Below are 20507 nucleotides of genomic sequence, written 5' to 3'. Positions count from 1 at the left end.
CGGCCGACAGCCACCTGCCCCCGGGAGCCCCGCGAGCTCCGGGAACCGATCTTGAGTCGCCGCAGTCGTCGTGATGTTCGACCCGCTGCTGATCCTGGGCGACGACGAACCGGAGCGCCCGGCGCCGCGGACACGCGCCCCGTACCCTCCGGGTCGCTGACACGGCTCGCACCGAGGGCGGACGGGCCGGTGGATGTCCCGGCTCCGGCTCCGGTGATCCGCCGAACAAGCGGACTCCCGTCCCCCGGCCGGGCATCGGTTCGGCTGTCTCCGACACAACGTGATACCCCATCAGTAGAGTCGGCGGCGACCCGGCGACAGCTCGGCCGGAGCCCGCCGTCCGGTGTCGTGCACCCGGAGACCGACGAGGCGGCGGATCCTCCCGGGCTGTGTGAACCCCGCTCGGCGCCACGCCGTCCCAACTCCCAGGAGATACCGCTGAAGATGCTGATCAACGTCCCCTAGTTTGGCGCGGCCGCAGGTCAGGGCCATGCTGTGGGGCCGCTGGTCAGCAAACTCCCAGCATGAGTCAGGAGCGGTGCACGTGGCGACCAAACTCATCCGTGGGATGGGCAGTTTCTTCAAGACCTGCAGCTGCAAACGGCAGGGCGGATGCGCACACCCCTACGCTATCCGGTTCCGCAACGGAGCGGGGCGACAGTGCGAAGAGTCGGGCTACCCGACGCAGGACAACGCGCTCGACCGCCTCACACAGATCTACAGGGAGAAACGCAGCACTTCTGCGCAGCAGGCCGAGATGAAGCGCACGCTGGGCAACCAGCGCTTCGGGGAGTACGCAGACACCTGGCTGCCGCGTCAGCGCCACTTCGCGCCTGGCACGATACGCACGGTCAAGCACCTACTCGACCGCCAGATACTCCCGGCCCTTGAGTCCCGCCGGATCAACAGTTTCTCGCCGACTGTCGTCGATGACTTCATCATGTCGATGGAGGAACGCAAGGTCGGGCTACCCACCCAGCAGAACACCTTCGACACCCTCAAAAAGATCCTTCGGGACGCCCATCGCAGGGGCGGGATCAGCGATGACCCCTTCCGGGGCGTTGTCCCTCCTGAGTACATCCCCAACCGAGTCACGATCCCCACTCTGGAGGAGATCCACGCCCTCAAAGAGGTCGGGTCCAAAGCTCTCGTAGTCATCATCGACCTGATGTCCGGGTGCGGGCACCGGAACGGTGAGGCGTTCGCGGCCAACCTCGAAGGAATGGTCGCCGACGACGTGTACCGCATCACGGAGCAGATCGAGGGCAAAACCCGTCAGCGCGCCTCGCTCAAGCACCGCAAGCCTGGCGAATTCCGCGAGGTTCCCATGCCGGCGACGGTCCGGGAGTCCCTCCTCAGGTACGCGCACGAAGCCGGCGCGGATGAGAACGGCTTCCTGCTGCGTACTCAGCGCAGCCCCTGCTGGTCGTACAAGACGCTCGAATACCAATGGAGCGCAGCCAGGAAGCGGGCCGGCATCACACGGAAGCTGAACCCCTACACCTTGCGCCACTTCTTCGCCTCGAACTGCCTTTCCAAGGGAATCCCCATCACCGACGTAGCCGAGTGGATGGGACACTCAAATATCAACTTGACGTACCGCATCTACCGCCACCTGATGCCAGCGTCAATCGGGCGTGCGGCCAAGGCCCTCGAGGCCGGACTCTAACGGGAAGACAGCAGGGGCCGGGTTTGTCACCCGGCCCCTGCTTCACGAAACCTTTTGTTGCTGCGCCCACCGATCAAGGTCCTCGACCTTGAATTCAAGTAGCCCTCCGACGTAGTACCGCGGAATGCCGTACCTCCGCGAATCGCGGCACATCCAGCGCTGAGACACATCCAAGTACTCGGCCGCTTCAGATATGCCAAGGAATCGGCGACTCATACAAGACCTCACCTCTCACCGACGTTTCGGCCAGATGGTATGGGGAAACAGCGGCCGACCCTAACTGATCATTTCAGAATGAGTTTGGCTCAGGGGCTTGGTAGTTGGGCTGGTGGACGGCAGAGTTCTGCGAGCGGCCAGTAGAGGTAGCACACCCCGCCCGTACCGCTTCTGACCTGGCCGTTCGCGTCGTAGCGCTTGGTGCGGAGAGCAGCTACGGGGTACTGCGCTGTGGCATGAGCAAGTCTTTTGGCCGGAAGCCGCGTAGCGGCACGACCGGTCACGTTAAGTCAGCGCTTACGGCGAGCGCTGCATCGATCTCCTGGAGGAACGGCTCCAGATCACCTGGGTTGCGCGAGGTGATGAGGGTCCAGCCGCAGGAGTCATCCTTGACGACCGGCTCGTCAGCCCATTCGCCACCGGCATTGCCGATGTCTGTCCTCAGCGAGGGGTAGGAGGTGAGCCTCTTACCTTCGGTGACACCCGCCTCGACCAAGGCCCAAGGTCCGTGGCAGATGGCCGCTACGGGGCGCCCGGACGACGTGAAAGAGCGCACGATCTCCGTCGTCGAATTCTGCAGACGCAGTGCATCGGCGTTCAATGTGCCACCCGGCACGAGCAGGAGGTCGTAATCGGCCAGATCAACGTCGCTCAGAGTGAGTTCGGGTCGGATGGTTTTTCCGGGAACTTTGTCGCCGACCAGGGTCTGGACGTCGTCAGCAGACACAGCAGCGACGTCCACATCGGCGCCCCAGCCCCGCAGGTGTTCGAGGGGCACCAGCAGTTCGTCCTGCTCGACGCCGTAGTTCGTGACGATGGCCAGCACCTTCCGCATGCTCACGTCGTTGTCAGACATTCCCAGGTCCTTTCGGGTCGGAACGGTCCGCCGGGAGTGGTTTGGAGTCGTGGGTTCCCCGAATCTTTGCGCTATATGCGGCCTCGCCAGGCCTCCCGGCCTGCGGGGACCGATCGGAACCTCCGCCAGGCCGGAGCCCAAACGCCGCGCTGATGATCACGGAGCCGCGTGGAGACTCGACACCGAAGACAGCGCCGTGCGGGTCGTGCAACAGGGCCGTGCGGTGATCACCCGCTACGGCCCGGCCGATGGTTCCGCCACCGCGCTGGGAGGCCGCCTCGGCTGCCGCGTCAGCATTCGGTACGGGGAAGTAGACGTTCCAGCGCGGACTCGTCCGCTCGCCGCTCAGCACCGTACCGGCCGGTACGATCCGGGCTGCCACGCTTCCGACGTCCCGTAGCGCGACGCCGCCATGCTCGTAGCGGACCTCGCAGCAACCGTGCCGGGCGCAGGCCCACTCGAGCACCTCGCCGTAGAAGATTGCGGCCTCGAACATGTCTCCCGCGCGCAGTTCCAGTCGCCACGGCCGGTGTGCGCGCCAGGACTCCCAGTCGCCAATCAGCTGCCCTTCCCAGATTCCGAAACGATCGCCCTCACGGTCGGCAGCCAGCACCCCGCGACCGAGGGGAAGGCGGACCGGACCCACTGCGATAGTGCCGGTGCGTTCCACAATGCGGGCCGCGGCTTCGTCGGCGTTTGTGACGCAGAAGTAGGGTGTCCAGTCCAGGGCCACCTGCAAGGCTGGCGTTGTGCATCCCAGGCTCGCGGTGGGCACGCCCGCCCAGAGCGCCATCCTGAAGTCCTCGCCCAGGGAGGTGCGCCGGAACCCCTCCCACCCGAGTACGGCGCCGTAGAAGTCTTCGGCGGCTCGGGGGTCCGGCGTGGCGAGGCTTACCCAGCAAGGGGCACCAACAGTGCATACGGCCAGTTCCGTGACCTCTGCCGGTGGTCTGTGTGACCGGGGCCGGCTGGGCGTGGAAACCATGGCGTCACCTTACGAGGCAGACACGACCCCTTTGTCAGCATGCACGTTTGGCCCTCCGGCGGCGAGCGTACAGCGGCAGCTGAAGCGGGAAGCCACTGCGCTGTTCCCCCACCCATGCGCTGAGCAGGCATAAGAGCCCCTCGGAGAGAACGCTGCGCGCACTCCGTGTCGAGGCCGGACGCGGCCGGCACTCCTACTCCGATGCCGTCTCCCGCCTTGAGCTTCGAGAGCAATCGGGCTGGGGCGGCCGGCCTGGCCTGACGACCCGAGGAGCCGGTAGCTCGTGCGGCCTCGTCGGAGGCATGCTCGGAACGTGCGTCGCATGGCAGCTTGAGTGGACACAGCCACGCGCACCGGGCGAACTCCGGGGCACGGTGGAAGCATGGTCGGAGAGGGCGCGTTCGACGCCCGTGACGAAGACCGACGCATGCAGTCATTTATGGGCAACTTCAAAGTGACGCGATCCCGCGACGCCGTCCTCTCGCTGCCGCACTTGGACGTCCTCGCCACCTCGCAGGACGAAGGGACGAGCAGCGAGGATCGTCACCGGTGCCACGGTGCATCCCCCGGCCGCGCGGCGGGCGAGAGGACCGCGGTCATACGCGGGCCCGGTCCGTTTTGCAGATAGCGGCCCAATTCCTGTACCGACGGTCACTTCCCCGTGTGAGATGCCGACTGTGGAGCCAGGCCCCTGCCACGTTGCCAGGGACCATTTCCGAGGCGACCTCGCTCGACTCGCGGTGGGTCCGCTGGGATGTTGGGAAGCACCGACGCGAGAAGGGACGAGAGCAATGACCACAGAACCTTCTCCCGGGGGCCCCGGGCCAGTCCCCAGTCGGCCGGATCCGGTGCCACACGACCCGCAGCCGCCGTGCGAGCCAGGCCCCAGCGAGCCCGAGCCCCAGCCAGACGCGGAGCCGCCCCCGGCGCCGGATCCCGGTTCCCGCCCGGTCCCCGAGCCGCCCGACTGATCGGAGAGTGCCGCTCCTGCGGCTCTTCCTTCCAGTTGCTCGTGAGCGCGGCACCTAACCGATTGCGGCCTCGGAGTGGTCGACGCAAGGTGGATTACGTCATCCCCCACAGTGAAGGGCAGAATCGTCATGGGTAAGGCAAAGGCGAAGGCCAAGCAGGTCAAGGGCAAGCTGAAGGAAACCGTCGGCAGTGCCACGGACGACAAGGACATGCAGGCTGAGGGCCGCGGCGAGCAATTGGCAGGCAAGGCCCAGGAGACCGCGGCAAAGGTGACTGAGCGGCTGAAGAAGTCCGGACGGTAGTACCTGCATTGCGGGCCAGGCACCCGGGGCGACCGCATCCGGGTTTCACGGCTCTCAAGGCGCGGCGTGGTGCCGGCCGCGCGGCCGGCACCACGCGTCAGGGTTCGTTGTTCGGTGAAAGTTCGCTGACGTTCAGCGGTCCCGGGCTATTGCAACACCGGGTCGCTCAGGCTGATTGCGCCACCCTGCTTTCATCATGTCCCCCATTGAGGAAAGCGCCGCCGTCTCGACTCGGGGCTACGAGTGGTGTCGGCGCTTACGCGCGTGGGTCGTCGCCCAGCCTGTGTGGGCCGCCACCCAGCCCTAAGGAGCCGCGATGTTACTTCCGGACAAATCCATGGTCGTTTCGCTGCTGCGGCGCTTTCGCGCGTGGGAGGTTGTCCTCCTGGCAGAGCCGCACGACCTGGCTAAGGGCTGTCGACGCCTTGCGGATGTCGCATACACCTTGTGTGTGCTCATGGGGCAGCGCACCACCCGCGATGCGATTTCCGAAGCCGAGTTCTACCTCGGGTGGGCCCGATCGGTGGTGCCGGCCGCCGTTGCGAGGTCGCGGGGCGGAAATTCAGCCTCGTGAGTCCTCGGGCCCGAGCGGCTGGGCGGAGAAGACCCTTCTGCCCACCCTGCGTGATCTCTGAGAGCCGGACGCAACAATGAAACTCCTTCAGCCTCCGGGTGTCTACGTGCCACAGGAAGACACAGCCATGCTGATATCCGCTCTGCGGCGCGAGCATCTGTCACCCGGAGCGGAGGTACTCGACGTGGGTACCGGTACCGGCGCCGTGGCGATCGCCGCCGCCCACCACGGCGCTGCCCACGTGATCGCCATCGACACGTCGGCCGCGGCGGTGCTCACGACACGAATGAACGCACTGCTGTCGGGGCACGCGCGGGCCATCCGGGCCAGCCGCGGGGATCTGACGCAGCCTGCGACCGGCCTGAGGTTCGACCTCGTGCTGGCGAACCCGCCGTACGTACCGTCCGCGAACGCCCGCGTGCCGCGCCGCGGTATTGCTCGGGCCTGGGAGGCGGGGATCGACGGCCGGGCGGTACTCGACCGGCTCTGCGCCAAGGGCCCCGCTCTGCTGCGCCCCGGAGGTGTGCTACTCGCGGTCCACTCCGTGCTGAGCAACCCAGCGATGACCCTGGCGCGGCTGGCTGAAGCCGGATTGGACGTGGCTGTGACCGACCGCCGGTTCGTTCCCTTCGGGCCTGTCCTGCGAGAACGGGCCGGCTGGCTGGAGACCCAGGGCCTGATCGAGCACGGCCAGGAGACAGAGGAACTGGTGGTGATCCGTGCAGAACGACCGCACTGAACCGGAGACCGCACCTCGGGCAGCCGCACGGCGCGTCATGCAGGAGCCGGGCGGACCCATGCTCGTGGAGGGGCCGGTCGAAGTGCTCCAGGAGGACGGCCACATTGCCCGCTCGGACCGGCCTGTCGTCGCACTGTGTACCTGCCGGAGGAGCCTCATCTTCCCTTGGTGCGACACGAGCCACCGCGGTCGGAAGAGGCCGAAAGCCCCACCGCCGGCCTCAGAGCGGCACACAGACTGAGGACTCGCCGCCCCGCCATGCGCCGAGCAACTGCTCCCCGAACCGGTCTTCCAACCATCCCGTGGCTGCGATACCGAAGGCAACGTCCGGTGCCAGATCCGGCTCCTCCTGGAGCAGACCGGCGACGACCTCATGCCGTACGAGCTGCTCATGCACGGCGTCGGCCTCCACATGCTCCGCGTAGAAGTGGATGGCCGCAGGCCCGGCACCGGCCCGCTCCAAAGCCTGAGCGAGGCGCCGCGACCCTGGTGGCGATGTGGTCTCCACTGAGGCGAAGTGACCGACCAGCGCACCACGGTGTGAGCGGTGGAGTCCAAAGAGTGACATGAGATTGACGGTCGCGAGCATCTGCCGAGAGCCGGCGTCGAGGTAGCGCCCGTACGAGGTGTCCAGGTTGAGGTCCGCCATCAGATCGGCGAACAGCTTCGAGTGGACCTGTTCTGCCCGTCCCGCTCCGAATTCGTCGTACTCCACAGCGGCCATTCCTGCCTTGGCCCGGCCCGTCAGGCGCGGGATCACCCACACGTGCGGATCGGCCTCCTTGAGGTGGTAGAGCGAGCGGTGGGCGGCGTACTCACGCAGATGCCACAGCTCGCCCTCGTCCCGCAGGAAGTACGACACGCCGTCGGGGTCCGACGGCTCCAGAACGAGTTCGTCCAGCGCGCTGCCGACGTCCTCGGCCACCGGCACGTCAGCACGCAAAGCTGCCATGAACTCCCGCTCCAACGCGGCACGCACCTTGAGCAGTTCCGGATCCCACTCCCAGGCACCGTCCACACCGTCGAAGCCGCGGTAGTGCAACTCGTAACAGAGGTACAGGGCGAGTTGGAGGTCGTCGTCGTACGGGTCGGTACCCGCTACCAGGCGTATGTCGGGCAGGCTGCGCCGACCCGGTTCCCGGCCGAGCGCCTCGATCAGAGCGGCAGACACCTCGCCTCGGGTTTCCGGGAGCCTCACGGCGCTTCCCTTCCTTGACATTTGTCTCCATCGCTTGCGACGGGTCTCCAGCTTCGCGGACTCGGAGCAGCCCACAACGGGGACTCTGACGGGCATATGATTGCCCATACCCGTCAGCGATTGGAGAAACGGGCGGCCGGTGGTGGCGGAGATGTTCCAGGCACATTCGTTTCAGCGGCCCGTTGCACACCACCACCCGGACATAGATGAAGTGAGCGCAGACAAACGCTCTCCTTCAGCACCTCGTACACCGAGCGCGCACTGTCCCGCCGCCGGCTGCGTCGATTGCAGCCGGCCGACGCTTGCTCCGCTGAACGCCGGCCCGCCCTTGAGTGTGGCAGCGGGTCAGTGCGGCGTGTCTTTCTCTCAGTGCCTGAAGGTGTCCTTGCCCTTCTCGATGACCTGCTTCACTTTACCCTTCACTTTTTGGGCCCTCCCCTTTCCCTCCAGCCTTTCGTTACCCACGGCCCGCCCGACCGATTCCTTGGTTTTTCCCTCCGCGATTTCGCCAATATTCTTGGACTTCTTTCCGATGCCCATTTGTTTCTCCCTGACGTCATTCGGGTGGTGGTAGCAGAGTTCCGAGAGGTCCGAGATCCAAGTTGAGATCTTGCATGGAAAGGTCGTACCGAGAGCAGAGTTCAATCATACGACTGTGCAGAATCATCAAAGTTGCTCCTAGGCGCTCCTCCTGTTCCTCAGTGAGGTCTCCTGCGTCGACCCGCTGAAGGGCTTGGCGTTCCATGAGCTGTCGTAGCAGCTCGACGAGTGTGAGTACGAGCTTGATCAGGTCCCGTTCCACCGTGTCCGGGGCGGTAGTGATCCGATGGGCCGGCCTTCGTGCCTCCGCACCGCCCCGGGGCAGGATGTCCTGCGGCATTGCGGGCAGCATGCGGAAGGCGCGGTCGGCGGCATCGGCGATCTCGTCCAGGCGGCTTCCGGACGGACGGTCCTTACCTGACATGGTCGTCTCCTGTGGGTGCTGAGATGGCATGCCACGGGGAAGGATTCTGTTCGCTGATGGAGACGATCAGCGCGCGCAGCGATATGCGTACGAGGTCGATATCGGCGATGGAGAGCACGACGTCACCGGTGAGGACCACGCCTCCGCTGAGCAACCGGTCCAGCAGGTCGATCAGTGCGATCTGCCGTTGCGGCAGCGGCTCCTCCGGCGTGGCCTCCGGCCTGCCCGCCGCCCTCACGGCGTGGCCCTCTTCAGCGGTTCGGCTTCGGTGAGGGTGGCGAAGGAGTACGGGGCCCACGGCCCGGTGACTTCGACGCGTACCCCGGGTAGTCCTTCTGCGGTCTGCATGACATCGGCGCGGAAGTCTTCAGCCTGTTGCAGCGGCACAAGGTAGGCGTCGTTGATGACGTTCTCTCCCGGCCCGCGGGCGAGTTCGCCTTGCTGCGGCCGGTGCTGGACGCGATCAACCGCATAAGCGCGGGCGGCGGCCTCGACCCGCTCGGCTGCCTGTTCTGCGTCCCTGTAGGCGTCTTTGCGGGCGTTTCGCTGTGCTCTGCGCCGGCTGAGGTAAGCCCGCCCGGGGGTCAGACCCGCATCTGTGGGTGGGCCTGCTGGCCCCTCGGCCTCGGCGGCCGCTTCGACATAGATCTTGACGCCCCACTCCACCTGCGCTGCAAGGTCGGTCAGTCTGTCGGCAAACGCCTCGCGGCGGGCCCGGAGCATGAGTCGCACCCGCTCGTCGTCGAGGTACACCGTGGCCAGACGCAGTGGCAGGACGGCGGTGCGGGCGGCCAATGCCTCGATCACCCGGTGATGAGCGCGGGCGACTGACTCCAGCCAGTCCAAGTCCTCAAGATGCGCTCGCAGCGCGGCCTCTTGGAAGTCTCGCTCGGGTACCGGGCTCACGGCGACCACCACATCGTCGCTGTGTTCTACACGCACTAGATGCACCGTCGCCTCCGCCACTCCAGGGAGCCCGGACAGAGCTTCTTCCAGCGATCCGTCGGCGTCCCGTGCTACGGCGTACGCATAGGAGACCGTGGCGGTCATGGCTCGTCCCGCCTCTCGCTGCGGGGGCTTGGCTCTGCCCGTTTGGTGCGTGTGGTGCGGCGGGGGGCCGCGGCGCGGCTCTCCTCGTTCTTGGCCGGTGGCAGCTCACGGTCCTCGCGCAGCGCCGTGATCTCAGCCTGCAGCCGTCTGTTCTCCTCGGCGAGTGAGCGGCCGTCGTTGGCGCGTGACGACAGTGAGGGATCGTGCTCCCACCAGTCAATGCCCATTTCCTTCGCTTTGTCCACCGAAGCGATCAGTAGGCGCAGCTTGATGGTAAGCAGTTCGATGTCCAGGAGGTTGATCTGGATATCGCCTGCGATGACGATGCCTTTGTCCAGGACGCGCTCCAGGATGTCGGCGAGATTGGCCGAGGAGCCCTGGCCATACGGGGCGGACCTGGACGGGAGGTCGCCCAGCCTCCTGGCGACGGGTTCGGTCACGGCCGCTGCACCTCAATTCCCTGGTGTCCCGGAGCTTCGACGGGAGCGCGTGGCAATTGGCCCGTTCCACCGGCTGCGCGATCAGGTATCGACGCCCTGGACATGGGCCCTGATCTCGTCCAGCCGGTCCAGCAACTCGTCCTCGCGCTGGTCGAAGGTTTCCTCGTCGATTTCTCCCGCCACGAGCGCTCGCTCAAGTGCGGCGAGTTCCCGTTCGACGGGGGCCGGGTCGTAGTACTCGTTCTCCGCGGCCTCGACGACGCGCTCCATGACCCAGGCCACGCCGCGCACCGGCGCCAGCGGAAGAGTTGCGAGTTGAGCCAGCAGTCCCATGAGGACTCCTCAGACGAAGCTGTAGGCGGGCAGCGGGCCGACCAGTCGCAGGTCGAAGTCCTCGCCCAGTTCCTTGGCGATATCCTGTTCCGCGCCGAGGAAAGTCTTCTCGTTGTCCCGCTCCACAAGGAAGGACACATTCAGGAAGTCGTTTCCGGTCGGCTGCGACGAGCGTTCTTCCCGAGCGAATCCGCGCAGCGCATCGAGGACTTCGACGGCGAGCCGTTCCTGCCGCGCTTGCACTTCTTGGGAGACCAGTTCCCCGAGGGCGAGCGGCAGTTCCGGGCTGCTGCGGCCGCGTCTGATCTCCTCGTTGAGTTCGCGCGCCTCGTCGGACTCCTGAAGGATCTGGCGCAACAGCGCGTCCTCGTCCTGGGCCGCCTTCAAGTGGTATTCCACGCAGCCCTCCAACGCCCGCAAGCGTTCGCTGAAATCGTCCGTGCCCTCCTCCAGGACCGCTCGTACAGCTTCGTCGTCCACGGTGGTGAAGCCGAACTGCAGGGGCAAAACGGTGCCGTCGGCCATCAGTTGTTCCTGGACGGCCTGGTGTGCGCTGAGATCCCGGCGTTTGGGACGCAGCCCCTCGGGCGCGTCGCTGACGACCGCGGACAGCACTTCTGTTTGCACCGTGCGGAGGATCGCAGGCGGGTCCCCCACCCCGTGGAGGCCGTCCAAGCGCTGCGGATGGGTGGCCAGGACAATGGAATACACGTATACGGCCATGGTTCACTCCTCCCGGCGTCGGGCGGCAGGCCGACGCCGCGGCCGCTCCCGCCTCTCCTCGGGCTCCTCGCGCCTCTTTTCTGACTGCTCGGCCTCCTCGTCGTCACGCCCTCCCTTCAGGGCGTCGGTCAGCACCTCAGCGGCACCGCTCAGCGCACCCTTGGCTTTGCCATGCGCTCCGCCCTCGGTCACCTCGCCGACCAGGTCGGTCAGCTGAGACGGAGCCTTGCGGCCCTCTTCCAGGTCGAGGCGGTTACAGGCCTCCGCGAAGCGCAGGTAGGTATCCACGCTCGCCACGACGATGCGGGCATCGATCTTGAGGATCTCGATGCCCACCAAGGACACACGCACGAAGACATCGATTACCAGGCCGCGGTCCAGAATCAGCTCGAGGATGTCGTAAAGGTTCCCCGACCCTCCTCCGCCGGCCCTGGAAATGGTTCCTCCGCCCTGCGGCACCATAGTCATGGTGCCTCCTTTCAGCAGCTCACACATGGCTCGGGACGAGGCCGCTTCCGTTCGTCCGTCGAGCGGTGCAGCCGCGGTATTCCGGCCCTAGCCACGAGGGTCGATCTGGGCTCGGGTGTAGCGGCGGGTGCGCTCGTATGCCAGCAGTTCGCCTTCCTCGTCCAGCGTCACCCGGTAACTCGCCATCACGCTGGTCGTGCCGGGGATACGCTCCAGCTCCAAAACTTCCACGTCCGCCTGCCAGCCGCCTTCCGTCGGCTTCAACGCCGAGACGGACTCGGGTGCTCGCCCCAAAAGCTCCTGGAGCTGCTCAGCCGCATAACGCATGGCTCGCGGGGCCGAAACCCGACGTGCCGCACGCTTCGTTTCGTTCGTGCCGCTGCTGGCCCGTCCGGTGCTGGTTTTCCTGGCGGTCTTCTTGACGGGCTTCTTGCTGGACGGACGCCGGACGCGCCCTGTCTCGTCCTCTTCGCCTACGGCCATGTTCCCGCTCCGGAATCGGAGACGACATGATGCCCGCGTCACCTTCACAAGACGCCGTTCCATGATATACGGCCTGGGCCGACCGCATCTCGGAGCTCGCACATTGCTTCAGCGCCGGACACAGCCTCAGCCTCCTAACCGCGTGCCCTAATACTCCAGCCGGACTTCTTCATTCGTGCTGGTCAGCGGCTTGGGTGTGGGGAGTGTAGCGGGCTGGAATGGGGGTGGGGCGGTCTTTGCCGGGCCGTCCCACGAAGGCATGGCCGCGCTGCCTGTAGTGGCAACGGCGGGCGCGTGCTTGGTGGCGGCGACGCCAGTGGGACCACGTCATCGCGTGGTCGCGGTCCGGAGCACGGCGGTAGGGTCCAACTGCCAGCAGACGTCGAATCTCGGCCGGTGTGAGGTCCACGAGGTCGGGTGTGTCCCGCTCACTGCCCCCTTTTCTCGTTCCTGGCTGGCCAGGACAGCGAGGAAAGCGTGCGCGAGCATGGCGAGTGTGATGTGCCGGTACCAGCCCACGTAGCGGCGGACTTCGTACTGGTCCAGGCCGCATTCGTTCTTCGCGCTCTGGAAGCATTCCTCGACCTTCCAGCGGCAGCCGGCGATGCGTACGAGGTCGGCGACGGTGGCTTCCAGGGGTGCGCTGGCGAGGTAGTAGGCGAGTTCGTCGGGCTTGGCGATGCTGCGGCGGGCCAGCATCCAGCGTTGCCGGGTGGGTTCGTCGCCGTCGAATTCCCACACAGCGGGCAGGCGGGCTGCGGCCCAGTCGTAGAAGCGCTCGCCCTTCGCGCCGCTTCCTGCGGATAGCCGCTGCCATGCTTCGGGCGGGGCCTGGCTGATGAGGTGGTCGATGCGCGGGCCGTGGACCTGCTGGGACTTCGGAACGGCCACGACGTAGGAGAGCTGGTGGTCTTCCAGGAAGCGGCGGAAGTGGGAGTCCTGGCCGTAGGCGGAGTCCGCGGTGACCCAGCCGACGGGCAGGGGTGAGGCGAGGGCCCGCAGGATGATGGCCCGCGCCAGTTCGCCCTTGGTGGCGAACACGCGGTCGTCGGGGACACGGGCGGCCCGACAGCGTTCGCGGTCCTCGGTCCAGGACTTGGGCAGGTAGAGCTCGCGGTCGACCAGGGTATGGCCGCGGAAGGTGGCGTAGGCGGCGAAGACCCCGATCTGGCAATTCTCGGTGCGGCCTGCGGTGCCGGAATACTGGCGCTGGACCCCGGCGGAAGTGGTGCCCTTCTTCACGAAGCCTGTGTCGTCAATGATCAGCACGCCGTTCTTCGCGCCGAGGTGCTCGGCGACGTAGGCGTGCAGGTCGTCGCGGACCTCGTCGGCCTCCCAGCGGCTCCGGGAGAGCAGGTGCTGCAGCCCGTCGGGGGTGGCGTGGCCGGCGTATTCGGCGAGCTGCCAGCCGTTCTTGCGGCCCACCGGGCCAAGGAGCCCACGGACGTAGTCCCGCATCCGTCGCCGGGATTCCACCCGGGCAAAACGTCCTCCGATCCGCAAGAGCAGCTCAGCAAGTCCCTCTTCCCACAGGCCCGTTGGTACATCACTCATGCGAGCGGCCTGCCCGGAAGGTTGCCACTACAAGCAGCGCGGCCACACGTTCGTGGGGCGACCCGGCAAAGACCGCCCCACCCCCATTCCAGCCCGCTACACTCCCCACACCCAAGCCGCTGACCAGCACGAATGAAGAAGTCCGGCTGGAGTACTAAGGGCTGTCCACCGGCTGCATAGCGCCATCGCTGCCGCATAGGAAACGCCGTGAATGGTGGGGTGATGGGCGCACTATCCCCCGAGAAAGAAATCGCTTCCACTGAGGCTCTGGGCGCTGATGACGAACGCAAAGGAGGTCAGTATCATGCGCGTTTCGCAAGTGGTGGAACACCGGGTTTCACTCTTGTTGACCCGTTCCCCGACGGCCCTGGACGCATGTGCCCATTCCCTGAGCAGTTGCCCTTGCAGCGCGCAGGGACCACAGTAAAAAAAGAGACATATGTGCGAGATCGGAGAACGCCGTGATCATTCTCGGAATCATTTTGCTTGTCGTCGGGTTCGTGACCGGTATCTCCATACTGTGGACAATCGGGATAGTTCTCGCGGTTATCGGGGTTGTCTTGTGGATCTTGGGGTCGCTGGGGCACGCGGTCGCTGGCCGAAGGCACTACTGGTAGCCCGGCAGAGTCTCACCACTCAGCGACTTGTACAGGGTCCTTCCTCCGCTGGAGGTGTTTTCTGGCCTTTGGTTGGAGGCCGCCGCAGATTTCAGGTGCTGCCGACCCCTAGAAACTTGAGCAGGCCGCCGAACGGGTCACCGAAGGCATAGTCCCTCATCCACGTCGTCTGTGGCGACGACGTGGATGAGCACGTTCGGGCGGTCCGCGCCTATGTGGAGGCCGACTTTGGCGAGGCGCCGTCTGCGGTCATGTCGGCGCTGGAGGGCGGATAGCCGGTACGCGGCGTGGTGGCGATCCAGTACGCCGGGTCAACAGTCCGGTGTTCTGCAGCCATGCCTCCTCAGCTTCCGCATCGACCGGGATACGCGCAGTTGCAAGCGAAGCACGGCGCCCGCAGCGCGGGCTGTACGCACTATGCCAACAGGACGCGCTCGACCGGACGGCCGCACTCTGCGCCGAACGGAACATCGACGCCGACCTGGAGCACTCACCCGCCTACACCTACACACGGGATCCGCCGCACATCGATGCGGTCGGGGACGAGGCAGAGGCTGCACGGCAGGTAGGGCTCGACGCGTCCTTCCGTGACCGACACGGAACTGCCCTTCGAATCGAGGTGTCCGGTGCGGTACGCGTGGCGGGGCAGTTGCAGTCCCACCCGCGGGAGTTCCTGGCGCGCCTCTTCCGAAGCAGAGCCACCTTTGGCCCCGGACAGAACCACGGTCATCAACGGCTGTCCGCGCCGCAGCACCAAGCCGTGCACGAATTGCTCTCCCAGAGAACCTCGTTGCATGGAATCAGCCGGGATTTTCAGCTCGCCCACTGCGCAGGCCGACGCCAGTCACGGCGTCACCTCTGTCGTCCCTGCCCCCGGGAGGGGGTTACGTCCTCTTCCTCTCCTTCTTCTTCCTCGTATTCGCCTTCCTCTTCGTCCTCGTCCTCGTAGTCCTCGTCCTCGGGCTCGTCCTCGTCCTCGTAGTCTTCGCCTTCGGGCTCGTAGTCCTCGGGCTCCTCCTCGTAGTCCTCGTCCTCGGACTCCTCGCCTTGTGAGTCCTCCTGCTCGGCGGCCTCTTCTTCCAAGGCGTCTTCGTGGGACACGACGACTTCACCGTCCCGGATTTCACCGCGCCAGCCCTCGGGCTCTTCCTGGGCAAGGGTGACGTATCGCTGAAAGTGCTTGAAGTCGAGTCGCATTCGGCGCCCTTGGGCGCGCCACAGGTTGCCCGTCTTCTCGAAGAACCCGGACGGGTAGTACTCCACGACCAGGACGATTCGAGTCAGGCTGGGTGCCAGCTCATGGAAACTGACCGCACCACGGGTAGTTCCCTTGGCCCCCTCGGATGTCCAAACGATGCGGTCGTCGGGAATCTGTTCCTGGACAGTCGCTTTGAAGCCGCGCGAGGAAGGGCCGACTTTAACCTTCCAGTCACTGGACATCTCATCGCTCTTCGAGACATCGCGAACGCCCTTCGCGAAGCTGCTGAACTGGTCGTACTGCGTCCAGTGGTCGTACGCGACACGCAGGGGCACTCCCACATCGAGAACCTCGATAATGTTCATGACCTTGCCGCCGCTCGACTTGCGTTTCCCCTTTCCGCCGCCAAACGCTTCCTTGACCTTCCCCACGACTTTGTCCTTGACACCCTTGGCTTTCTCTCCGACGAATGCCTTCAGCGGGGAATCGCCCTGGAGAATACGGGAGCCGATCGCAGGAAGCGATCCACTCTCGGCCACATCGGTGAGCTGCCCAGTGACATCGGTCAGTTTGTCGCCCGCCTTCTCGGCGAGCCTCTCCACCTGTGCACTGAGGAAGTTGGACGCCTCTTCGCGAAGCCGGTCCACACCCGACTTTTCTGCCGCGGCCTGGTCTGTTTCCGTCCTGGTCATAACTGGCTACCTCCGACGATCGGCGCGCTTGGATGCTGCTCGCTTCGACGACGTCGTCTTCCGTGCGGCGGACTTCTTGGCCGGCGCAGTTTTCTTCGCAGTCGTCTTCTTTGCCGGGGCCGTCTTCCGGGCGGCAGGCTTCTTGGCCGACGCAGCTTTCTTCGCAGTCGTCTTCTTTGCCGGGGCCGTCTTCCGGGCGGCAGGCTTCTTGGCCGTCCGAGGCTTCTCTCCATGGGCGGGAGCAGCCTTCTTCCGCGCCGCGCCTCCTCTGGGCTGGGCTGATCGACGAGAACTGCGGCGCTGCTTCGGCTGCCTCGCTTCCGGCTCTTCCTCTTCCTCTTCCTCTTCCTCCTCGTATTCCTCTTCTGGCTGCTCCTCCTCTTCCTCCTCTTCCTCCTCTTCCTCAGCCTGGCCCTCTTCGTACTCGGCCTCCGGCTCTTCCTCTTCCGGTTCCTCCTCTTCCTCGTACTCTGCGCCTCCCTCTTCCAGCTCGTACTCCTCCTCGTCCCCCTCCTCCTCCCCCTCATCCTGCTTCTCACCGAGCCGGGCCGTACGGTCGCTGATGGCGTCGGCAAGCGAACTCATGCCCCGGTCGGCGGCGGCAGCCACTGCCTTACGGCCTGCGTCGAAGACTTCCCCTTTCAGCTGCTCCTGCAGCTCGGCGAACTGGGGAATCTCTCCTAGTCTGCGCATCCCTTCGGCTGCAAGCTGTCGGGGTTCAAGGCCGAATCGTCTCCCTGCCAGGTACGTTGCAATGGTCAGGGCCAGCCGGCCCTTCTTCGTCCGGCCCAGCACATAGCCGCCCACTACTGCGGCCGCGAGGGTCACCTTGGCTGTGTCATCCATGAGTGCGTCACCTTCGATCGTTCGGTGCGGGGCCGACCTAACCGGTCGAGTAACCCTTCCTCTTCCCGGTTCGAACTCCCTCCGTCCTGAGTCGTGCAGTTCGCGCTCGGCAGTGTCGCGGAGCTTCCGCCAGCCCGATCAGACCGCGGACCGGTGCGATGGGGAGCGTGAGCAGTCCCGTGATCAGTCCCATGGTCAGACTCCGGCGGCCTGAACGTGAGTGCCTGCAGCGGCGACGAATTTGCAACAGGGCAGCGGACCCTCAGGACGCAGCTCGACGTGTTCACGATGCGCGCTTCCAAAACGCTCCGCCGCGCCTCGCAATTCGTGGCTTTCGCCGCAGGGCTGTCGTTCTCCTGCCATGCATTCAAGTCTGATCGGTATCGGGCGCCTCGCACCTTGAGCGGAACTAGCGGGCACATCAGCCGGAGTGGGAGGCCGCTGTGGGGGTCGATGTCTCGGCGGTGTAGCCGACGACGGCACGAGCCCATCCTTCATCTGCCGTGTGGCCACAGTGCTCTTGCCCCCGTAACGCTTTCGCCGTGACCGTTCAATTCCTTCTGCCGCACCTGTGGCGTTCCCTGACCTGGGACCAGGGCGTGGAGATGGCTGCTCACCAGCCGTGCACCAAGGCCACAGACATTCGGTCCACTACTGCTACACGGCGAGTCCCTGGCAGCGCGGCTCGAGGGAGAACACCAACGGCCTTCTGCGACAGAATTTCCCCAAGGACATTGACTTCTCGTCGCACACGCCTGAGCTGCCGGAAGTGGTGGCCGCCGGACTCAACAGCCGACCACGAAAGACGCTCGACTGGGAGACCCCAGCCGAGCGTCTTACTAATCTACTGCACCCAGTCAGCTGATGCGCAGTTGGGGCTGATCCTCTCAGCCTTTCGCTCGCCCCGTGTCCCGGGGTAGTCCTTCGACGACTTCCGCAAGTCGCCGCAGCATGCTGCGGTGCCGGATCTGCGCAAAGGCGTCGATAACTGTGTTGTGGAGGCTCCCTCCCAGGCCGCGCAGCGGATGCTCGTCGAGAATGACCAGGGTCTTGTCGCCCCACGGCCGGATGTCGAAGGCGATCCGTGCCGTACCCAACGGCCCTCCGTGCGCTTCGAGTTCCAGCGCGTGCGGCGCATCGAGGCGACGGACCGTCGTATGTCCGTGGAACTCTTTCAGCCCCACACGCACCGTGTATTTGATCGACGATCCGACTTCCGGCCAACGCCCGTTGCCCGGGGCGGAGTCCAAGGTCCCCACCACCCAGTCCGCGTAGCGGCTCTCGTCCTCCAGAACCGCCCAGAGTACGGACGGCTCCCGGGCGATGAGCTTATGACGTACAGCCATGTGTGCTCCCATCCGGGACGCTGAATAGCACGCGGCACCCGAGTACACAGGGATCACAGCCGCCGCTGGACATCACAGTGGCCGCGTGCACGGGGAGCCGGAATAAAGCAGCACTACCAATAATGCCGTCGACCGCCCACCGCATTCCCGACGGCACCCAGAATCCAAAGAACAAGCCCGATCGCGACGAGCACGATACCTATCGTCCACAGGATCGATATGCCGGCCACCAAACCGATGACCAGCAGAATGACGCCGAGGATGATCATGGCGTCCTCCGTTCTCCCAGGTCCTTTTAGTATGCGCCTCACACGTATATGCGGCGATGCAGACCGCGCGAGGCGATCGTCCACCAGACCAGGCAAAGGCCATGCCACGAGGGCCGGCACATCCTGCGCTTCCGCCTGGCCGTCAGCATCGCCAGTGCGCTCGGCACCAGCGACGTCGTATCGCGCCCCGTCAGCTTCTGGCAGAAGCCTCTGCCAGGCGGTCAAGGCCCCCGGTCCTTCCCCAACAAAGGCCGCGCTGAAGCGCGCACCGAACGCCTTCGACATCGCCCTCGAAGGCAGGCCGTCTCTCAGCAGCCCACCCGATACCTCAACAACGTGAGCTGCATCGCTCGTTTGGCAGCCCCGCGGGAGAGCCTCCTGCCGGCGGAGATATCGCAATCCACACCGAACCAGAAGGCCTCACTCGTTCAAGATCACCACGCTCATGCCACACCAATCCCCCATGGACAGCCCTTAGCCTCAATACCGTTCAGTTAGTGGCTTGGATGGTGATGTGGGGGCTGTGTTTGGGCTGGGGCCAGTGTGTGTGGTGGGAGCGTTTCGCGGCCCATTTCAGGACTTTGCGTTTGACGACTCGGGGGTGTGAGCGTTTTCGGCGTGTTGGGTTGAGGTGTTGGGTGAGCCATCGGATGGCGTGATGCCAGATCGCGTCGGCTGCGTCAGCGCCCGGAGGGGGAAATGCGCTCTGCGCGACTGAACGGCGAGCGATGCGGAGGGCTTTGACGAAGGAAACTCTGTCGGGGTCGTGGCCGGAGAGTGCGGCAGTGTCGGCCATCAGGGTGCGGATGGCGTAGTGGCAGCACAGGTGTCCCCAGATTTCTTGCTGGACAAGGTCGGGGGCTTTCGAGCGCAGTACCGCGCGGGGCCCGCGCTGGTGGGTTTTCAGCTCGTCGAAGGTGGTCTCGATCTCCCACCGTTGGGCGTAGGCGGCTGCGAGGTCCTCGGCGCCGGCCTCGGCAGGGTCGAGGATCGTGGTCAACAGCCGGTACTCCTCGGCGTTGTCCCGGCCGTCATCGACCGTGTAGTCGATCACTCTGACCGTGAGCGGCTCCGTCGTGGCCCGGTTCGTGCCCGACGTCGGGACGATCCGGGCCAGCCAGGACCCATCGGCCAGGGTTTCCAGATACCGGGGCCGCAGGTTCGTCTTCACTCGCCAGAGCAGATCCGCACCCGTGGCCGCGGCCTGCTGCCAGAGGCGGAACCCGTAGAAGCCCCGGTCTGCCAGGACCAGCTGGCCCGGCTCCAGCCGCCCGACGAGCTGCCGGGACAACTCGATCTCCGACACGCTGCACGGGCCGGTGGCAGCGTCGAAGACCACATGGGTGCCGCATTCCGCCAATGCCACCAGGCGGGCCTGCGGAAACGCGGCCCGCTCCCCCCGGCTGGAAGCGGGCCGCCCGAAGAACTCCGCGTTGGCTGCCGTGTCTGCCACATCCAGGCACGTCCCGTCGATCGCCACCAGGCGACGCCCGGCCAGCCACGACCCCGGCGTGCCAGGCCCCGCCAGCGGACGCGCAACCCGAGCGAAGAGATCCCGCACCGGCTCGAACCCCAGACGAGACCTGGCCTGGAAGATCGCCGACTTCGAGGGCGGCGTGAACGACTCCGACCACCCCGACGCCCACGACAGCCCGTCCGTGAGCTGCGCGAACACATCCTCGTAGGAGCCATCCGAATACAGCGCCATCCCGATCGAGAAGTACGCCATCACCCGTGCGGGCAACGACCGGTGACGCCGCTCGGTACGCCCCGCCTCCTCGATCACCGCGTCAACCACATCCGCGGGAAACACCCGCGTCAGCAACCCCACAGACACCAAATCCGACAACCGGACATCAGACGACGGCTTCACCCAACCAGAACGCGGCATCCCCCACGATAACCCAGAAGCACTTAACTGAACGGTATTGCCCTTAGCCTCGATCCACCGGGTGATGGTTCGTCCAGTGCCTGGACATGAAAGTGGAGATGCACTCTGACCTGGGAAAATAG

At 65.6% G+C, this 20507-nt stretch carries 24 protein-coding genes and 1 pseudogene; 6 read left to right on the top strand and 19 right to left on the bottom strand.

Annotated elements, in window-relative coordinates:
- Positions 1 to 544: 544 nt before the first annotated feature.
- A complete protein-coding gene (locus tag OHA19_RS37075) occupies positions 545 to 1669 on the top strand; it encodes a tyrosine-type recombinase/integrase (RefSeq protein WP_405708828.1) in 1125 nt (374 codons plus the stop codon).
- A gap of 496 nt (positions 1670 to 2165) precedes the next feature.
- Here the strand turns inward: OHA19_RS37075 and OHA19_RS37070 are convergent, their stop codons facing one another.
- Both OHA19_RS37070 and OHA19_RS37065 read right to left on the bottom strand, forming a co-directional pair.
- On the bottom strand, positions 2166 to 2741 hold the full coding sequence (locus OHA19_RS37070; protein ID WP_405708831.1) for a DJ-1/PfpI/YhbO family deglycase/protease: 576 nt from the start codon (positions 2739 to 2741) through the stop codon (positions 2166 to 2168).
- Positions 2734 to 3534: a VOC family protein gene (locus OHA19_RS37065; protein WP_405708834.1), complete on the bottom strand. Its 801-nt coding sequence runs from the start codon at positions 3532 to 3534 to the stop codon at positions 2734 to 2736. Before OHA19_RS37065 ends, OHA19_RS37070 begins: the two co-directional genes overlap by 8 nt.
- 1292 nt (positions 3535 to 4826) lie before the next feature.
- Here OHA19_RS37065 and OHA19_RS37060 point away from each other — a divergent pair.
- The 4 genes from OHA19_RS37060 to OHA19_RS37045 all read left to right on the top strand — a co-directional run bounded on the left by OHA19_RS37060 (position 4827) and on the right by OHA19_RS37045 (position 6554).
- Positions 4827 to 5000, top strand: a complete 174-nt coding sequence (locus tag OHA19_RS37060; protein ID WP_405708838.1) for a CsbD family protein — start codon at positions 4827 to 4829, stop codon at positions 4998 to 5000.
- Positions 5001 to 5316: 316 nt separating this feature from the next.
- On the top strand, positions 5317 to 5574 hold the full coding sequence (locus tag OHA19_RS37055) for a DUF5133 domain-containing protein (RefSeq protein ID WP_405708841.1): 258 nt from the start codon (positions 5317 to 5319) through the stop codon (positions 5572 to 5574).
- Between the two features lie 76 nt (positions 5575 to 5650).
- Positions 5651 to 6313: a HemK2/MTQ2 family protein methyltransferase gene (locus OHA19_RS37050; protein WP_405708844.1), complete on the top strand. Its 663-nt coding sequence runs from the start codon at positions 5651 to 5653 to the stop codon at positions 6311 to 6313.
- A 37-nt stretch (positions 6314 to 6350) separates the two neighbouring features.
- Complete coding sequence (locus OHA19_RS37045) at positions 6351 to 6554, top strand: CDGSH iron-sulfur domain-containing protein (RefSeq protein WP_405753372.1); 204 nt, start codon at positions 6351 to 6353, stop codon at positions 6552 to 6554.
- Here the strand turns inward: OHA19_RS37045 and OHA19_RS37040 are convergent.
- The 11 genes from OHA19_RS37040 to OHA19_RS36990 form a co-directional block, all read right to left on the bottom strand.
- Positions 6534 to 7532 (bottom strand): iron-containing redox enzyme family protein, encoded by a 999-nt coding sequence (locus OHA19_RS37040; RefSeq protein WP_405708850.1) that lies wholly within the window; start codon positions 7530 to 7532, stop codon positions 6534 to 6536. The two genes, OHA19_RS37045 and OHA19_RS37040, sit on opposite strands and share 21 nt — an antisense overlap.
- A gap of 345 nt (positions 7533 to 7877) precedes the next feature.
- Positions 7878 to 8051, bottom strand: coding sequence for a CsbD family protein (locus OHA19_RS37035; RefSeq protein ID WP_405708853.1), 174 nt, complete (start codon positions 8049 to 8051; stop codon positions 7878 to 7880).
- Positions 8052 to 8067: 16 nt separating this feature from the next.
- Positions 8068 to 8475, bottom strand: a complete 408-nt coding sequence (locus OHA19_RS37030; protein WP_405708856.1) for a gas vesicle protein K — start codon at positions 8473 to 8475, stop codon at positions 8068 to 8070.
- On the bottom strand, positions 8465 to 8713 hold the full coding sequence (locus OHA19_RS37025) for a gas vesicle protein (protein WP_266735695.1): 249 nt from the start codon (positions 8711 to 8713) through the stop codon (positions 8465 to 8467). The genes OHA19_RS37030 and OHA19_RS37025 overlap by 11 nt, the downstream gene beginning before the upstream one ends.
- On the bottom strand, positions 8710 to 9525 hold the full coding sequence (locus tag OHA19_RS37020; protein ID WP_405753071.1) for a GvpL/GvpF family gas vesicle protein: 816 nt from the start codon (positions 9523 to 9525) through the stop codon (positions 8710 to 8712). The genes OHA19_RS37025 and OHA19_RS37020 overlap by 4 nt, the downstream gene beginning before the upstream one ends.
- Positions 9522 to 9965, bottom strand: coding sequence for a gas vesicle protein (locus tag OHA19_RS37015; protein ID WP_405708863.1), 444 nt, complete (start codon positions 9963 to 9965; stop codon positions 9522 to 9524). The genes OHA19_RS37020 and OHA19_RS37015 overlap by 4 nt, the downstream gene beginning before the upstream one ends.
- A gap of 81 nt (positions 9966 to 10046) precedes the next feature.
- The gene (locus OHA19_RS37010; RefSeq protein ID WP_405708866.1) at positions 10047 to 10298 is read right to left on the bottom strand and encodes a gas vesicle protein GvpG; all 252 of its coding nucleotides are present in this window, start codon (positions 10296 to 10298) and stop codon (positions 10047 to 10049) included.
- Between the two features lie 9 nt (positions 10299 to 10307).
- Positions 10308 to 11021, bottom strand: a complete 714-nt coding sequence (locus OHA19_RS37005; protein WP_405708869.1) for a GvpL/GvpF family gas vesicle protein — start codon at positions 11019 to 11021, stop codon at positions 10308 to 10310.
- A gap of 3 nt (positions 11022 to 11024) precedes the next feature.
- Positions 11025 to 11489, bottom strand: a complete 465-nt coding sequence (locus OHA19_RS37000; RefSeq protein ID WP_405753069.1) for a gas vesicle structural protein GvpA — start codon at positions 11487 to 11489, stop codon at positions 11025 to 11027.
- 87 nt (positions 11490 to 11576) lie between these two features.
- On the bottom strand, positions 11577 to 11972 hold the full coding sequence (locus OHA19_RS36995; RefSeq protein WP_405708875.1) for a gas vesicle protein: 396 nt from the start codon (positions 11970 to 11972) through the stop codon (positions 11577 to 11579).
- 327 nt (positions 11973 to 12299) lie between these two features.
- Positions 12300 to 13526 carry an IS701 family transposase gene (locus tag OHA19_RS36990; protein WP_405707965.1) on the bottom strand — a complete coding sequence of 409 codons (1227 nt, stop codon included), beginning with the start codon at positions 13524 to 13526 and terminating at the stop codon, positions 12300 to 12302.
- A gap of 461 nt (positions 13527 to 13987) precedes the next feature.
- Here OHA19_RS36990 and OHA19_RS36985 point away from each other — a divergent pair, with 461 nt between their 5' ends.
- A complete protein-coding gene (locus tag OHA19_RS36985; protein ID WP_229846355.1) occupies positions 13988 to 14143 on the top strand; it encodes a DUF6131 family protein in 156 nt (51 codons plus the stop codon).
- A gap of 211 nt (positions 14144 to 14354) precedes the next feature.
- Here the strand turns inward: OHA19_RS36985 and OHA19_RS36980 are convergent, their stop codons facing one another.
- From OHA19_RS36980 to OHA19_RS36955, 6 genes and pseudogenes are all read right to left on the bottom strand, one after another.
- Positions 14355 to 14480 (bottom strand): hypothetical protein, encoded by a 126-nt coding sequence (locus tag OHA19_RS36980; protein WP_405708882.1) that lies wholly within the window; start codon positions 14478 to 14480, stop codon positions 14355 to 14357.
- Between the two features lie 515 nt (positions 14481 to 14995).
- Positions 14996 to 16033: an SRPBCC family protein gene (locus tag OHA19_RS36975; RefSeq protein ID WP_405753066.1), complete on the bottom strand. Its 1038-nt coding sequence runs from the start codon at positions 16031 to 16033 to the stop codon at positions 14996 to 14998.
- A 6-nt stretch (positions 16034 to 16039) separates the two neighbouring features.
- Positions 16040 to 16879 carry a histone protein gene (locus OHA19_RS36970; RefSeq protein WP_405753063.1) on the bottom strand — a complete coding sequence of 280 codons (840 nt, stop codon included), beginning with the start codon at positions 16877 to 16879 and terminating at the stop codon, positions 16040 to 16042.
- Positions 16880 to 17766: 887 nt separating this feature from the next.
- The gene (locus OHA19_RS36965) at positions 17767 to 18225 is read right to left on the bottom strand and encodes an SRPBCC family protein (RefSeq protein ID WP_405721186.1); all 459 of its coding nucleotides are present in this window, start codon (positions 18223 to 18225) and stop codon (positions 17767 to 17769) included.
- Between the two features lie 113 nt (positions 18226 to 18338).
- Positions 18339 to 18494 (bottom strand): DUF6131 family protein, encoded by a 156-nt coding sequence (locus OHA19_RS36960; RefSeq protein WP_405721189.1) that lies wholly within the window; start codon positions 18492 to 18494, stop codon positions 18339 to 18341.
- A gap of 691 nt (positions 18495 to 19185) precedes the next feature.
- Positions 19186 to 20385, bottom strand: a pseudogene (locus tag OHA19_RS36955) (IS4 family transposase); the annotation flags it as partial.
- Positions 20386 to 20507: the final 122 nt, after the last annotated feature.

Source organism: Streptomyces sp. NBC_00012 (assembly GCF_045040875.1).
GTDB lineage: Bacteria > Actinomycetota > Actinomycetes > Streptomycetales > Streptomycetaceae > Streptomyces.
The sequence above is the reverse complement of the archived record's forward strand: the minus strand, read 5'-3'. Positions and strand labels throughout refer to the sequence as shown.

Excerpts from the sequence above, each read along its gene's own strand:
- OHA19_RS36995 (WP_405708875.1), bottom strand. The coding sequence starts at position 11,972 with ATGGCCGTAGGCGAAGAGGACGAGACAGGGCGCGTCCGGCGTCCGTCC.
- OHA19_RS36970 (WP_405753063.1), bottom strand. The coding sequence starts at position 16,879 with ATGGATGACACAGCCAAGGTGACCCTCGCGGCCGCAGTAGTGGGCGGC.
- OHA19_RS37065 (WP_405708834.1), bottom strand. The coding sequence starts at position 3,534 with ATGGCGCTCTGGGCGGGCGTGCCCACCGCGAGCCTGGGATGCACAACG.
- OHA19_RS37000 (WP_405753069.1), bottom strand. The coding sequence starts at position 11,489 with ATGACTATGGTGCCGCAGGGCGGAGGAACCATTTCCAGGGCCGGCGGA.
- OHA19_RS37055 (WP_405708841.1), top strand. The coding sequence starts at position 5,317 with ATGTTACTTCCGGACAAATCCATGGTCGTTTCGCTGCTGCGGCGCTTT.
- OHA19_RS37050 (WP_405708844.1), top strand. The coding sequence starts at position 5,651 with ATGAAACTCCTTCAGCCTCCGGGTGTCTACGTGCCACAGGAAGACACA.
- OHA19_RS36980 (WP_405708882.1), bottom strand. The coding sequence starts at position 14,480 with ATGGCTGCAGAACACCGGACTGTTGACCCGGCGTACTGGATCGCCACC.
- OHA19_RS37020 (WP_405753071.1), bottom strand. The coding sequence starts at position 9,525 with ATGACCGCCACGGTCTCCTATGCGTACGCCGTAGCACGGGACGCCGAC.
- OHA19_RS36975 (WP_405753066.1), bottom strand. The coding sequence starts at position 16,033 with ATGACCAGGACGGAAACAGACCAGGCCGCGGCAGAAAAGTCGGGTGTG.
- OHA19_RS37030 (WP_405708856.1), bottom strand. The coding sequence starts at position 8,475 with ATGTCAGGTAAGGACCGTCCGTCCGGAAGCCGCCTGGACGAGATCGCC.
- OHA19_RS36960 (WP_405721189.1), bottom strand. The coding sequence starts at position 18,494 with ATGATCATCCTCGGCGTCATTCTGCTGGTCATCGGTTTGGTGGCCGGC.
- OHA19_RS37010 (WP_405708866.1), bottom strand. The coding sequence starts at position 10,298 with ATGGGACTGCTGGCTCAACTCGCAACTCTTCCGCTGGCGCCGGTGCGC.
- OHA19_RS37005 (WP_405708869.1), bottom strand. The coding sequence starts at position 11,021 with ATGGCCGTATACGTGTATTCCATTGTCCTGGCCACCCATCCGCAGCGC.
- OHA19_RS37035 (WP_405708853.1), bottom strand. The coding sequence starts at position 8,051 with ATGGGCATCGGAAAGAAGTCCAAGAATATTGGCGAAATCGCGGAGGGA.
- OHA19_RS36990 (WP_405707965.1), bottom strand. The coding sequence starts at position 13,526 with ATGAGTGATGTACCAACGGGCCTGTGGGAAGAGGGACTTGCTGAGCTG.
- OHA19_RS37060 (WP_405708838.1), top strand. The coding sequence starts at position 4,827 with ATGGGTAAGGCAAAGGCGAAGGCCAAGCAGGTCAAGGGCAAGCTGAAG.
- OHA19_RS37045 (WP_405753372.1), top strand. The coding sequence starts at position 6,351 with ATGCAGGAGCCGGGCGGACCCATGCTCGTGGAGGGGCCGGTCGAAGTG.
- OHA19_RS36965 (WP_405721186.1), bottom strand. The coding sequence starts at position 18,225 with ATGGCTGTACGTCATAAGCTCATCGCCCGGGAGCCGTCCGTACTCTGG.
- OHA19_RS37040 (WP_405708850.1), bottom strand. The coding sequence starts at position 7,532 with ATGTCAAGGAAGGGAAGCGCCGTGAGGCTCCCGGAAACCCGAGGCGAG.
- OHA19_RS37070 (WP_405708831.1), bottom strand. The coding sequence starts at position 2,741 with ATGTCTGACAACGACGTGAGCATGCGGAAGGTGCTGGCCATCGTCACG.